At 65.0% G+C, this 14001-nt stretch carries 10 protein-coding genes; 4 read left to right on the top strand and 6 right to left on the bottom strand.

The features are described from left to right. Positions 1 to 88: 88 nt before the first annotated feature. Positions 89 to 1648 carry a YbfB/YjiJ family MFS transporter gene (locus tag JNB89_RS22180; protein ID WP_220363601.1) on the bottom strand — a complete coding sequence of 520 codons (1560 nt, stop codon included), beginning with the start codon at positions 1646 to 1648 and terminating at the stop codon, positions 89 to 91. A gap of 228 nt (positions 1649 to 1876) precedes the next feature. Between JNB89_RS22180 and JNB89_RS22185 the strand changes: the two genes are divergently transcribed. Next, a complete protein-coding gene (locus tag JNB89_RS22185) occupies positions 1877 to 2842 on the top strand; it encodes a LysR family transcriptional regulator (RefSeq protein WP_220363602.1) in 966 nt (321 codons plus the stop codon). A 336-nt stretch (positions 2843 to 3178) separates the two neighbouring features. On the opposite strand, the gene alaS is transcribed toward JNB89_RS22185, so the two are convergent. Next, positions 3179 to 5803 (bottom strand): alanine--tRNA ligase, encoded by a 2625-nt coding sequence (gene alaS, locus JNB89_RS22190; RefSeq protein ID WP_220363603.1) that lies wholly within the window; start codon positions 5801 to 5803, stop codon positions 3179 to 3181. Between the two features lie 467 nt (positions 5804 to 6270). Between alaS and JNB89_RS22195 the strand changes: the two genes are divergently transcribed. Continuing rightward, positions 6271 to 7491, top strand: coding sequence for a CaiB/BaiF CoA transferase family protein (locus JNB89_RS22195; RefSeq protein ID WP_220363604.1), 1221 nt, complete (start codon positions 6271 to 6273; stop codon positions 7489 to 7491). Between the two features lie 270 nt (positions 7492 to 7761). On the opposite strand, the gene JNB89_RS22200 is transcribed toward JNB89_RS22195, so the two are convergent. Continuing rightward, positions 7762 to 8322 (bottom strand): RBBP9/YdeN family alpha/beta hydrolase, encoded by a 561-nt coding sequence (locus JNB89_RS22200; RefSeq protein WP_220363605.1) that lies wholly within the window; start codon positions 8320 to 8322, stop codon positions 7762 to 7764. A 92-nt stretch (positions 8323 to 8414) separates the two neighbouring features. Continuing rightward, complete coding sequence (gene ggt, locus JNB89_RS22205) at positions 8415 to 10181, bottom strand: gamma-glutamyltransferase (RefSeq protein ID WP_220363606.1); 1767 nt, start codon at positions 10179 to 10181, stop codon at positions 8415 to 8417. A gap of 450 nt (positions 10182 to 10631) precedes the next feature. Here ggt and JNB89_RS22210 point away from each other — a divergent pair, with 450 nt between their 5' ends. Next, complete coding sequence (locus JNB89_RS22210) at positions 10632 to 12341, top strand: glutamine--tRNA ligase/YqeY domain fusion protein (RefSeq protein ID WP_220363607.1); 1710 nt, start codon at positions 10632 to 10634, stop codon at positions 12339 to 12341. A 173-nt stretch (positions 12342 to 12514) separates the two neighbouring features. Here JNB89_RS22210 and JNB89_RS22215 read toward each other — a convergent pair whose 3' ends face one another. After that, the gene (locus JNB89_RS22215) at positions 12515 to 12964 is read right to left on the bottom strand and encodes an NUDIX hydrolase (RefSeq protein ID WP_220363608.1); all 450 of its coding nucleotides are present in this window, start codon (positions 12962 to 12964) and stop codon (positions 12515 to 12517) included. A gap of 82 nt (positions 12965 to 13046) precedes the next feature. Continuing rightward, a complete protein-coding gene (locus JNB89_RS22220) occupies positions 13047 to 13436 on the bottom strand; it encodes an RT0821/Lpp0805 family surface protein (RefSeq protein WP_013339988.1) in 390 nt (129 codons plus the stop codon). A 279-nt stretch (positions 13437 to 13715) separates the two neighbouring features. Between JNB89_RS22220 and JNB89_RS22225 the strand changes: the two genes are divergently transcribed. Further along, complete coding sequence (locus JNB89_RS22225; RefSeq protein ID WP_220363609.1) at positions 13716 to 13955, top strand: hypothetical protein; 240 nt, start codon at positions 13716 to 13718, stop codon at positions 13953 to 13955. Positions 13956 to 14001: the final 46 nt, after the last annotated feature.

Consider the following 14001-nt stretch of genomic DNA (forward strand, 5'->3'; position numbering starts at 1 on the left):
GGTTGGGCGGGTTGGCGAGCTGGCGGCCCGGACGGCCTGCGCGGCTCTAGCGGCTCTCGGGCCTTCGAAGCACCGCCGTCGCTCCGGTTTAGCCGCAGCCGCAATCCGGCATACGTCCTCGTCCCCGGGGCACGCGCGCGACGACCACCAGCCCCGCGGCGCCCAGCAGCAGCGCGCCGGCGGCGAGCCACAGAGCAGGCGAAAACGAGCCGGTGTGCGCGGCAATCGGCGCGGCGACCAGCGGGCCGACGATCTGGCCCAAGCCATAAGCAGCAGTCGCGTAGCCCATGAGACCGGCCGCATCGTCGCCGCGCAAACGCCGCGCCTCACGCATCGCAAAGAGCGTGATGGCAGTAAACGGCACGCCAATCAGAATGCTGCCGAGGGAGAAGCCGCCTGCCGTCGGCCAGACTATCCCGAGCGCGATGCCGACCGCCTGCAAGACATAACTGCCCGCGAGCAGGACCCGGTTGTCCAGATGCAGCGGCAAACGCGCGGCCAGCAATGCGCCGACCATCAACGCGGCGCCGAACATCGGCCAGAACAGATCGGGCCACGGCGAGCCCGGCAATGCGTGGCGCGCAATCACGGGCAGAAACGTCGCTGTGATGATGTAACCAAACCCAGGCACGCCGTATAGGACTACCAGCCAGAAGGCGTCGGCGCGGTGGGTCGCCGGAATGCTGTCGGATACCGGGCGGGCGGTCGCGGCAATAGTGGTCCGGGAGATGGGGTTTTCGAGGCTTGCGGTGGTTCCGGTGGATTTGGCGGTTCCGGCAGTTCGGGGGCTTTCGCCAGTTCCGGGGCTTTCGGGGCTTTCGGTGGTTCCGGTGGTTCCGTCAGTTCCGGCGATTCCCACACTTCCGGCGGTTCCCGCGGCTCCCCGATTTCGCGCGGTTCCGGTGCTCTGAACTGCTTCGGCAGCCCTCACAACTCCGAGGCTGGCACTTCCACCCGGCGTTGCGGCGGCAGCCTCCTTTGCTGTCACTACAACCGGCGCCACCGCCACCTTGGCCTTGGCAGTCGTATCCGCGGCCGACGTCGTGCCGCTCCCAAACGCCGGCCACACCACCGCCGCCAGAACCGCCGAGATCAAGCCGAAGCCTATCCATCCCGCCGTCGCCCCGTAGCCGCCCGCCGCGCTGACCAGCAAGCCGGTGCCTACGATGCCCACGCCCGGCCCCGTATAAATCACGCCGCTCCAGGCCGGCTGTCCGAGTTCCGCGAGCCGCCGCAAGCCCCACTGCGACGCGAACACAAACGTCCACGCGCTCACTGCTCCTGCAACGAAGCGCACCACCGCCCATATCCAGAACTGACTCGTGACGCCCATCGCCAGCGTCAACAGCACCGTCGACGCGAGCCCCGCGCGCACCACCCGGGCGGGCTCGACCCGCAACGCCGCGCAGGTGAGCGCACCTACGAAATAGCCCGCGTAGTTGAACGACGCGAGCCACCCGCCATGCTGGATGTCGATTGGCGGCTGACCGAACGCGCCGCCGTGAAGCATCAGCGGCAGGAGCGGCGTGAAAGCAAAGCGTCCGACGCCGAGCGCGACGGCGAGCGTCACCATGCAGGCCAACGCGGCGCGGCGGGCCGCGTGGGACTGCGCTGGAAGACGTTGGACGTTCGAAGCGAGATCGTTCATGGCCAACCGTTCAGGAAGGTGAGATGCAAAAGGAATCACGTGGAAACTGCTTCTGCCGGACCGCGTCAGTCGCCGCCAGGAAGCCGCAAGACAACGCATCGCAATACTCCGGCGACAACCGGGCGGTCATCGACGGCCCCGATCCGGGTAGGGTGATTCCATGTTAGCTTGACGATTCGATCATGAAAAATGAATAATTCGGATACCATCCATCGCCAGGAGAGAATCGTGGACTTGGCCGCCTTGACGATTTTTCGGGCCGTCGTGCGGGAGAACGGCGTGACGCGAGCCGCCGCGAAGCTCAACCGCGTGCAATCCAACGTCACCACGCGCATCAAGCAGCTTGAAGAACAGCTTGGCGCGGAACTCTTCATCCGCGACGGCCGGCGCCTCGTGCTCACACCTGCCGGTGAAACGCTGCTGCCCTATGCCGAACGGCTACTTGCTCTGGCCGACGAGGCCCGTCACGCCGTGCGCGCGGACCGTCCGAGCGGACGCCTGCGCCTCGGCACCATGGAAAGCGTCGCGGCGACGCGTCTTCCCGCCCTGCTCGCCCAGTACCACCAGCAATGGCCCGATGTCGCGCTCGAACTCGAGACCGGCACCACCGGCAAACTGATCGAGCGCTTGCGCGAATTCGAGGTGGACGCCGCGCTGGTAGCCACGCCGCTCGACCCCGCCGCCCTAGGCGAACTGTTCGAGGCGGTACCGGTTTTCACAGAGGAACTCGTGATGCTGACGCCGCGCGGGCATCGGCCGATTCGCGAAGTGCGCGATATCGCGCTGTCGACGTTGGTGGCGTTCGAGCGCGGTTGCGCGTATCGCACTTACATCGAGAAATGGTATATGGAGCACGGCGTGAGGCCGGCGCGCGTACTCGAGCTGGGTTCGTATCACGCAATCGTCGCATGTGTCGCCGCCGGCGCGGGCGTGGCGGTGGCGCCCCGCTCGGTGCTGGGGCTGGCCGCCGACGCGAGCAATATCGCCGTGCATGACCTGCCCGACATCGGCACCATAGAGACGCTGCTCGTCTGGCGACGCGGGCACTTCTCGTCAGCGCTCAATGCGTTGAAGCAGACGCTGACAGGACAGCGCAGCCTGCGCAGTTTTGAGGAAACAGAGGCCGGCGCTTCAGATGCACACCTGGACGCGCACGCCGACGCTCGGACACCGATGGGCGCTGACGTCGTCTGATTAGCGTGTCAAACGCTAGCGGGTTTGCGGGCGTTCGAATGAGCGGCCGCAAGCACGTAACGGCGCGAAGTTTCGACAGCCAGAAGCCGCAAGCAAACGCGCTCGTGGAAAAACATGGGGCCACGTAACACGCCGGCAATTCGACGTCCTACGTGGCCCCAATCGGCATTGGCTGCCCTGCTCTAAGCTCTTCGGCCTGGTTTCGCCTGCTATCGCCTGGTTTTGCCTGCTATCGCCTGGTTTCGCCTGCTATCGCCTGGTTTGGCCGACTTTCACCTGGTTCAGCCGGCCTGCCGTATTCGGCCGATCGGCTGAGCCCTCGAGCTTAACGGCGGATCAAAGCTGCGCTTCGACCCAACCCTTCACGCCCGCCAACGCGGCGCCCAGATTCGCGGGGTCCGTCCCACCCGCTTGAGCCATGTCGGGCCGGCCGCCGCCCTTCCCGCCAACCTGCTGCGCAACGAAATTGACCAGCTCACCGGCCTTGACCTTTTTGCTAGCGTCCGCCGTCACGCCCGCAATCAGGCTGACCTTGCCGCCTTCAACCGAAGCCAGCACGATTGCCGCGCTCTTCAGCTTGTCCTTCAGCTTGTCCACCGTTTCGCGCAACGTCTTCACATCGGCGCCTTCGAGGGTCGCGGCAAGAACCTGCACGCCGGCGACTTCAATCGCCTGCCCGGCCAGTTCGTCGCCCTGGCTCGACGCCATTTTCGACTTCAGCGCGCTCAGTTCTTTTTCAAGCTGCTTGACCTGATCCTGGACCTGCGTGATGCGCTGCGTGAGCTCGGACGGCTGGGCCTTGAGCACCGCGGCCGCGGCGTTGATGCGCGCGTCGAGATCCTGCACGAAGCGCACCGCGTTGTCGCCGGTAATGGCTTCCACGCGACGAATGCCCGCCGCCACGCCGCCTTCCATCACGATCTTGAAGAGGCCAATGTCACCAGTGCGATGCACGTGCGTACCGCCGCACAGTTCGCGAGAGAAGCCGAGGTCGAGCACTCGCACTTCGTCGCCATACTTTTCGCCGAACAGCGCCATCGCGCCGCCCTTCACCGCTTCGTCGAACGGCATGACGCGCACGATGCCCGGCGCGTTCGCCAGCACTTCTGCGTTGACGATTTCTTCGACGCGGCGAATCTGCTCGTCCGTCATGGGCGCATTGTGCGCGAAGTCAAAGCGCGTCTTGTCGGGATCGACCAGCGAGCCCTTCTGCTGCACGTGCGAACCGAGCACCTCGCGCAGCGCCTTGTGCATCAGGTGCGTGGCCGAGTGGTTGCGAGCCGTGCGCGCGCGGCGCACCGCGTCGATCTCGGCCTTCACCACGTCGCCCACCTTCAGCGTGCCCTGCTCGAGCGTGCCGTGGTGACCGACCACGTCGGCCTGAACCTTCAGCGTATCGGTTACCGCAAAGCGTACGCTCGCGTTGGCGAGCAGACCCTGGTCGCCGACCTGGCCGCCCGATTCCGCGTAGAACGGCGTGTGGTCGAGCACCACGACCGCCTGCTGACCATGCGCGACTTCCTGCACCGAGGCGCCGTCCACATACAGCGCCACGACCTTCGCGTCGTCGAAGACGACTTCCTCGTAGCCGTGGAACGTGGTCTTCGCGCCCGAGTATTCGAGGCCTTGCGACATCTTGAACTTGCCGGCCGCACGCGCCTGTTCGCGCTGACGCGCCATGGCTTCGTCGAACGCGGCTTCGTCAACGGTGACTTCGCGCTCGCGGCACACGTCTGCCGTCAGGTCGAGCGGGAAGCCGTACGTGTCGTGCAGCTTGAATGCCAGTTCGCCGTCCAGCGTCTTGGCGCCCTTCTTTTCGAGCTCGGCCAGCGCGTTTTCGAGAATCGACATGCCGTGTTCGATGGTCTCGAAGAAGCGCTCCTCCTCCTGACGCAGCACGTCGGTCACGCGCGCCTGCGCGTCTTTCAGTTCCGGATAGGCGCTGCCCATCTGCTCGACGAGATCGGCCACCATACGGTGGAAGAACGAGCCCTTCTTGCCCAGCTTGTAGCCGTGACGGATAGCGCGGCGCACGATACGGCGCAGCACGTAGCCGCGGCCTTCATTGCCGGGAATCACGCCGTCCACGATCAGGAACGAGCAGGCGCGGATGTGGTCGGCAATCACCTTCAGCGAGTTGTTCGCGAGGTCGCTCACGCCGGTTTCGCGCGCCGCCGCCTTGATGAGCGCCTGGAACAGGTCGATCTCATAGTTGCTGTGCACGTGCTGCAGCACCGCCGCGATACGCTCGAGCCCCATGCCGGTGTCGACGCACTGCTTGGGCAGCGGCGTCATGTTGCCCTGCGCGTCGCGGTTGAACTGCATGAACACGAGATTCCAGATCTCGATGTAGCGGTCGCCGTCTTCTTCCGGCGATCCCGGGGGGCCGCCCCATACGTCCGGGCCGTGGTCGTAGAAAATTTCCGAGCACGGGCCGCACGGACCGGTGTCGGCCATTTGCCAGAAGTTGTCCGACGCGTAACGCGCGCCCTTGTTGTCGCCGATACGGATGATGCGCTCGACCGGCACGCCCACTTCTTTCGCCCAGATATCGTGCGCTTCGTCGTCTTCGTGATAGACGGTCACCCACAGCTTTTCTTTCGGCAACTGGTAGACGCCCGTGAGCAACTCCCACGCGTAGTGGATCGCGTCACGCTTGAAATAGTCGCCGAACGAGAAATTGCCCAGCATTTCGAAGAACGTGTGGTGACGCGCGGTGTAGCCGACGTTTTCCAGGTCGTTGTGTTTGCCCCCCGCGCGCACGCTGCGCTGCGCGGTCGTGGCGCGCGAATACGGACGCGACTCAGCGCCGAGGAACACATCTTTGAACTGCACCATTCCCGAATTGGTGAAGAGCAGTGTCGGGTCGTTGCCGGGCACAAGGCTCGACGAGCGAACGATCGTATGGCCCTTCGATTCGAAGAACTTGAGAAACTTCTCGCGGATTTCGGCGGCTTTCATGGCGTGCGGGGGACGGTCCTGACTATTCCTGACTTTTACCGGCGGCATCGTGAGATGCCCCAACTGTTTGTTTCTTAAACGACTGATTATACGGGATCGGCGCCCTTGCGCGGCGCCGCCGCGGGCCGGTTGGCCGTTTGGCCAGGTTGAACCAGGCCAGGTGCGGTCGGCCTGGTTCAGCTTCGCTCAACTTCGGTCACGTCTCGGGCACGTTCCGGTCACGTTCTGAGCCGGTTTCGCCGGGGAGTTTTTGCGCGAGCCCCGCAGACAGCGCGCCACACGCCACGGTCGCACGCAGGTTCACGTGCTGTGCGGGCCCGCTTCGTGACACCTCGTTTCATCTGCAACGGCGCCCGATTCGTCCTATGACGTTCGGCCGACTGCGCCCGCTCGCGTGAATCGCTTAAGATTGCCCACATTCGCGGCGCCTCGTGTGCCGCCCGCTTACATTGGAGACACGGACAAACATGGGCGCTCTCAGTCATATTCGCGTGCTGGATCTCACCCGCGTGCTCGCGGGCCCCTGGTGCGCGCAGACGCTTGCCGATTTCGGCGCGGACGTCATCAAGATCGAACGACCCGAGGTGGGCGACGACACGCGCCACTGGGGCCCGCCGTACCTGAAGACGCCCGACGGCGCGGACACGCGAGAGGCGGCCTACTACCTGGCGGCCAACCGCAACAAGCGCTCGGTCACGGTGGATATCGCCTCGCCCGAAGGTCAGCAGATCGTTCGCGAACTAGCCGCGCAAAGCGACGTGGTGCTCGAGAACTACAAGGTCGGACAGCTGAAGAAATACGGCCTCGACTACGCGTCGCTCAAGAAGGTGAAGCCCGATCTGATCTACTGCTCGGTGACAGGTTTCGGACAGACCGGGCCGTACGCGCAGCGCGCGGGCTACGACTTCATCGTGCAAGGTATCGGCGGGTTCATGAGCATTACCGGCGAGCGCGACGGTCAGCCGGGCGGCGGTCCGCAAAAGGCGGGCGTGGCGATTGCCGATCTGATGACCGGCATGTATTCCACCATCGCCGTGCTTACCGCGCTCACGCATCGCGACCGCACGGGCGAAGGTCAATATATCGACATGGCGCTGCTCGACGTGCAGGTAGCCATGCTCGCCAACATGAACTCGAATTACCTTGCAAGCGGGCAGCCGCCGGTGCGCTGGGGCAACGCGCATCCGAACATCGTGCCGTACCAGACTTTCCAGACCAGCGACGGGTGGATCATCGTTGCGGTGGGCAACGACGGGCAGTTCCGCAAATTCGTCGAGGTCGGCCAACGCCCCGAACTCGCAGAGGACGAGCGTTTCGCCACCAACCCCGCACGCGTGCGCAACCGCGACGTGCTCGTGCCGATTCTCGCGCAGATGGTTCGCCTGCAGGGCAAGCAGAAATGGATCACGGCACTCGAAGCGGCAGGCGTGCCTTGCGGACCGATCAACGACCTCGCGGAGGTGTTCGCGAACGAGCAGGTGGTGGCGCGCGGCATGCAGGTGGATCTGCCGCACCCGTCCGGTGGCACGGTCAAGCTGGTGCGCAATCCGATCAATATGACGGGCACGCCGCCCGAGGCGCTTGCTCATCCGCCGACGCTCGGCGAGCATACCGAAAGCGTGCTGCGCGACGTGCTGGGTTACAGCGACGAACAGATTACGGCGTTGCGCTCGCAAGCGGTGATTTGAAGGCGGCAGGAGGAAGGCGGCAGGCGATGCGCTGCCGCAGTTACGCGTTCGCATTCGCATTCGCCGAGGGGCATGCGCCGGCCGGCGGCGGGCGGCGGGCGGCGACCGGCGACCGGCGACCGGCGACCGGCGACCGGCGACCGGCTAGCGACGAACGCGACCAGTGACCAGTGACCGGCGGCCAGCGATCGGCGAACGCGAACGCGAACGCGAACGCGATCGCGACCAGCGACCGCTACCCCCAACCGCTGCCGACTGCACCGCGCCGCTTCAGCTCGGCTTGCCAAGCGCGGCCAGCCACTCGCGCGCTTCGTCCCAATCGCCGAGTCCGCTGTCCGCATTGATGTGTCCGCGCGGGCCGACGTCGATCCAGCGGCTGCCCCACGCTTTCGCACAGGCTTGCGAAAACGGCACGCCGCCGTAGGGGTCGTCCGTGCTGGATACGACGATACTCGGGAACGGCAAGCGTTCGAGCGGTACGCAAGCAAACCCGCTTGCGTCTTGCGGAAAGTGCGGTTCGGCCGGATCGGGCACGGCCACCAGCAGCGCGCCGGCAATCCTTGCGAGTTGCGCAGCGCTCGCATACTGCGAGGCCCAGAACGCCGTCGTCAGGCAGCCCAGGCTATGGGCCGCAAGCAGGATCGGCGCGTCGACGGATGCAACCGCGGCGTCGAGCGCGCGGCACCAGGCGTCGCGCGACGGATGATCCCAGTCAGGCATCTGGACGCGCGTAAATGACGGATCGCGTGCTTCCCAGCGGGTCTGCCAATGCCCGGCTCCAGAGTTCTGGTAGCCCGGCAGGACAAGTACGTTGGGTTTGGATTCGCTCATGGTGTTCCCCGTAACTTTGTTTTTTGGCGATACGGCCTGGAAGGGGCGGACAACCGCGACAGCCCGCCACGGCCCACCCCTTTGCAACGCGCTCACCGTATCACGCGGCCGACGCCCATGCCACGCGGATCGGCAGCCGGCTCGAGCGTCGTGCCGTCGATGCGGATCACCTGCACATCGCCGTTGAACGACTGTCCCTCCAGCACATAGCCCAGCGCTTGCAACTGAGCGGCGAGTTCGCCGGCAATCGGGCGGTAGGGTTCGAAGTAGATCGTCTTTTGCGGCAGCAACTGGTGGTGAAAGCGCATAGCCGCGAGCGCGTCCGCAGGCGTCATGCCGAAGTCGTAGAGATTGGTCACGACCTGAAAAATCGAAGTCAGAATACGCGAGCCGCCCGGCGTGCCGATCACGAGCGACACCTTGTTGTCCTTCAGCACGATGGTCGGCGTCATCGACGAAAGCGGGCGGCGGCCTGGCAACACCGTGTTCAGATCGGCGCCGCTTGCGGTTGACTCGCCCGAGGCAGTGGGTTTCGTCACGAAGTCATCCATCGCGTCGTTCAGCAGGAAGCCGGCGCCGTCCACCACGACGCCCGAGCCGAATTCGCCGTCGAGCGTGGTGGTGTTCGACACCGCGTTGCCCCACTTGTCCACCACCGAGAAGTGCGTCGTCTGGGCCTTCTCGGGCGGCGCGTCGCCAAGACCAGGCTTGATCGCCGCCGCGCCCGGCACTTCGTCTGTTTTGACTTCGTCCGCGCGTTGGGCGAGATAGGCGTCGTCGAGCAGTTTGTCGACGGGCAGCTTGTACGTGTCCGGGTCGCCGATATATTGCTGCCGGTCGGCAAACACGCGGTCCTCGATCTGTGCGATCAGATGAATGTACGGTGCGCAATTCAGTTCCAGCCCGTCGAATGCCTGCTGCAAATGGGCCTTCATCTTCAGCATCTGGATCAGACCCACACCGCCCGAGCTCGGCGGCGGCGCGGTGAGCACCTCGTAGCCGTTCCACTCAGCCCTGAGCGGCTGGCGCCAGACAGCCTTGTACTGCTGCAAATCGGCCTTCGTGACGAGACCGTGGCCGTACATCTGCTGTGCGATCAGACCTGCGGTGCGTCCTTCGTAGAACTCGCGGCCGCCGTCGCTCGCAATGCGCGACAGGGTTTGCGCGAGCTCCGGCTGGCGGAACGTGCTGCCGGCTTTCAGGCCCGCGAAATAGGCGTCGAAATTGGTCCTCGCGGCGAAATTCTTCGCCGTTGCGTCGCGTCGTTGCTGCAGCCAGGGGTCGACCTGAAAGCCATCGGTCGCATAACGGATGGCGGGAGCGAGCACCTGTTTCCATTTCAGCTTGCCAAAACGCTGCTGCGCCTGCCACATGCCGTCGACGGTGCCGGGCACTGCCACCGCGCGATGGCCCACTGTGCTCATGCCCGGCACTGCGTTGCCTTTATCGTCCAGATACATGTCGCGGGTCGCCTGCTGCGGCGCGCGCTCGCGGTAGTCGAGAAAATACGGCTTGCCGTCGACGTACAGCGTCATGAATCCGCCGCCGCCGAGATTGCCTGAATCGGGCCGGGTCACGGCGAGCGTAAGGGCGATGGCCACCGCCGCATCGACCGCGTTGCCGCCGGCGGCGAAGATCTGCTGCGCGGCGTCGGCGCTGTAGCGGTCGGGAGTTGCGACCGCGGATGCATCGAATAGCGCTTTGGGCACAGCCGTCCGCGCGAGCGCCGACGCCGGCGCCAGCACGGTGGCGGCGACCGCGACCATCAGCACGGCGGGCGCAATGCGTGCCGCGGAAAAGGTGAAGGCAAAGGTGAAGGCATGAGGCGCGCGAGGCGCGTCGTACGTCGGCATTGGCATCCGAAAAACTCCGGCACTGAGGACTAACTGACGGGAAACCGAGGGCGAAACTGCGGACCCACCAGGGGCGTCATGGTGCACGAATCGCAAAGGTCGGTGCAAGCGGACAACGGCGGTACGGTTCGCGCGGCTCCGGGCGCGGACCCGCGCGCAACGCGGCCGCGCGAGGCGCCGTGGCGGACGGCAGGCGCGCCGCACGCATGGGCAGGCGCGCCGCACGCATGCTAAGTGGCCCGTGCGCGCAGCAACAAAGCGATTTACCTCCTGTTACAGCACGCCATGACCTGGTGGCCGCGCGCGAGCCACCGGGCCGGTCTGCGCCGAACGCAGCACGAAACCCGCTTGCGCGTCGGTGCGCCGGCGCACTCCCTGCCGCATCCAGTCTCGTCAGGTAGAATTGCCGGATAAGTGAGCGCACCACGCGCCCCCGACAGACTTTCACCATCTCGCATGAATACCGAACGCAACGACGCGCCAGCGGCATCCAATTTCATCCGCAACATCATTGACGACGACAACCGCAGCGGCAAGTGGAGTCAGCGTGTCGAAACGCGCTTTCCGCCCGAGCCCAACGGCTATCTGCACATTGGTCACGCAAAGAGCATCTGCCTGAACTTCGGCGTGGCGCGCAGCTACGGCGGCGTGTGCCACTTGCGCTTTGACGACACCAATCCGGAAAAGGAAAGCGTCGAATACGTCGATTCGATTATCGACGCGGTGCGCTGGCTGGGCTTCGAATGGCAGAAAGACGGCACGGAGCACCTCTACTACGCGAGCGACTACTACGACAAGCTGTACGAATTCGCCGAGCTGCTGATCGAGCGCGGCAAGGCGTATGTGGACAGCCAGTCGGCGGAAGAAATGCGCGCGAACCGCGGCTCGGCCACCGAAGTGGGCACGCCCTCGCCCTTTCGCGAACGCTCCGTGCAGGAAAACCTCGATCTGTTCCGCCGCATGAAGGCGGGCGAGTTCAAGGAAGGCGAGCACGTGCTGCGCGCGAAGATCGACATGTCGTCGCCGAACTTCAACATGCGCGATCCGGTGCTCTACCGGATCCGCTTCGCGCATCACTACCGCACCGGCGACAAATGGTGCGTGTACCCGATGTACGACTACACGCACTGCATTTCGGACGCGCTCGAAAACATCACGCATTCGCTGTGCACGCTCGAATTCGAGGACCATCGTCCGCTGTACGACTGGATTCTGAACGAGCTTGCCGAAGCCGGCATTTTCACGCGCCCGCTGCCGCAGCAAATCGAATTCTCGCGCCTGAATCTCACGTATGCGATCACGAGCAAGCGCAAGCTGCTGCAACTCGTGAACGAAGGTCACGTGGACGGCTGGGACGACCCGCGCATGCCGACTATCGTCGGCGTGCGGCGGCGCGGCTTCACGCCCGAATCGATCCAGCTGTTCTGCGAGCGCATCGGCGTCACCAAGGTCGACTCGTGGATCGACATGAGCGTGTTCGAAGGCGCGCTGCGCGACGATCTCGACGAAAAGGCGCCGCGCATTGCCGCGGTGCTCGACCCGCTGAAGCTCGTCATCGACAACTTCCCTGAAGGTCTGAGCGAGCCGTGCAGCGCGCCGGTGCATCCGCATCATCCGGAACAGGGCGTGCGCGAGTTTCCGATTTCGCGCGAGCTGTGGATCGAGCGCGACGACTTCACGGAAACGCCGCCCAAAGGCTATTTCCGGCTGTTCCCCGGCAACAGGGTGCGCCTGCGCTACGGCTATGTGATCGAATGCACGGGGGCGGAGAAGGACGAGAACGGCAACGTGGTCGCGGTGCATTGCAACTACTTCCCGGACAGCAAGTCGGGCACCGAAGGCGCGAACAACTACAAGGTGAAGGGCAATATCCACTGGGTCAGCGCGGCGGCTGCCTGCCCGGCCGAGGTTCGCATCTACGACCGTCTCTTCAAGGAGCCGCAACCGGATGCCGGCGGCCGCGACTTCCTCGAAGCACTGAACCCGGACTCCAAACGCGTGGTCAATGCCTACCTGGAACCAGGCGCGCATGGTGCGCTGCCGGAGCAGCGTTATCAGTTCGAGCGGCACGGCTACTTCGTCGCGGATCGTGTCGATTCAAAGCCGGGCAAGCCGGTGTTCAACCGGATCGTGAGCTTGCGCGACAGTTGGGGCAAGCCGGCGTAAAGCCACGGATCAGTGCGCGTTGTCGCGCAGCGGCTCGTCGGATCGGGCGTGCATCGGGTTGCCGATGCACGCTTTTTTGTTTGTGGATTCCGGCACGGCGCGCTCAGCGCATCCCGGCTAACGGTGAGTCGCTGGGCGTCCAGTCATCGTCGCAGAAACGGGTTCGGTCGCCGCTATAGCGAGCGATGCAGTTCCGTCAGCGAAAGGGTGGTCTGAAAAAGCCGCGCGAGGCTGCGACTGGCGTACTTTTCCACCTCGTCGGGCGCGGTCCACCGATACGCGTCCATCTCGGGAATCAACGTGCCGTCCGAGCGGCGTGGAAACAGCGACGTGCAGGTGCAGGAACCGAGGTCGAGTTCGTCCGCGGTGGCGCGCGCGGCGAACAGGTGCAGGTCCTTGTCGCGGCGATAAACAAACAGACCGAGGTCTTTCAGACGCTCGGGTTTTAGCGCGATGCCGGTTTCCTCGATCATCTCGCGCAGCGCGGTGACGTGCGGCGCCTCGCCCTCTTCGCCGTGGCCTTTCGGGATGTCCCAGTGCGACGTGTCCGTGGCGTGTGCGAGCAACACGCGCCCCGCGGGATCGAGCAGGACGATGCCGCATGAAACGACGCGCGGGCTCATCGCGTGGCAGCCCCCGCGCGGCGCGCGGCTTGCGCGTGCGCCGGCACGCCGCGCGCGCGCGTTCCCGCGACGCGGCGCGTGCTCAGCGCTTTTTCTGCAGTTGCCATTTGCCGCTGCCCTCCCGGCAGAACTGCGGGCGCAGGTTCATCGACTGGCCCTTTGCATTGAGCACGACGCCCATATCGCGACAAGTGCGCTCGCCGTCCTTGGTCGTGCGCACGACAGTGATGGTCGCGTCGATCTTCACACTGTTGCGAGTGCCTTCGTTGACCCAGTTGGCGCTTTCGCCGTCCTGCTTTTCATCGAGCGCGGCGAACACAGCCTGCTTGATCGAGTCGACATCGCGCTGCTTCATGTAGGTGATCGGCGTGTCGTTCAGAAAGCCGAGGTTAGCCGCCTGCGCGCCGATCGCCGCGCCAAGCAGCAATCCTGCGACAGTCAGTTGACGGAAGGCACGGGTTCTCATCGACATTGAAGGGTTCTCCTCGCAAACGTTTTGGGGCGGTCGTGGGGCGCTCGCTGCGGCACGCGATCTGGACCCCAAAAGCATAGCATGCCCCGCGTGACGGCCTGGCCGCGCGGCGCGGGTGACGGCGCGGGTGACAGCCGGGGTAAGAATGAAGGCGCCCGCTGACGGTGACGGCGCGAGCTTCTCATTTTTAGGATGGGTCCCATAGCCCCGAGCGGCGTGCCTTCCTATGATTGGCCGTACCTCGCGTTCGCGCCAAATCACTTCAAACCACGCCTCATCATGGAACTGCCCATTGCGCTGGAAACCGTCGCCGTCGCACTCGCGCTGCTTTGCATCGCGCTCGTGCCTGTGGCGCTGCGGCGCGACCCCGGCCTCGCGCGGCCCATCGTGCGTATCGACGGACTTCGCCGCCCGCGTTGGCCCAACTTCCTGACTCGCATTGGCATGGCGTGCCTGCTCATCTCCTTCGCGCTGCTGCTTTCGGCCTGCTACTGCATGCTCGCCGACGCGCGCGTCTGAACTGGCGCAGTACCACCGTCAATCACCTCGAGCCGGCTTCGCACAC

Source organism: Paraburkholderia phenoliruptrix (genome assembly GCF_019511605.1).
Taxonomy (GTDB): Bacteria; Pseudomonadota; Gammaproteobacteria; order Burkholderiales; family Burkholderiaceae; genus Paraburkholderia; species Paraburkholderia phenoliruptrix_A.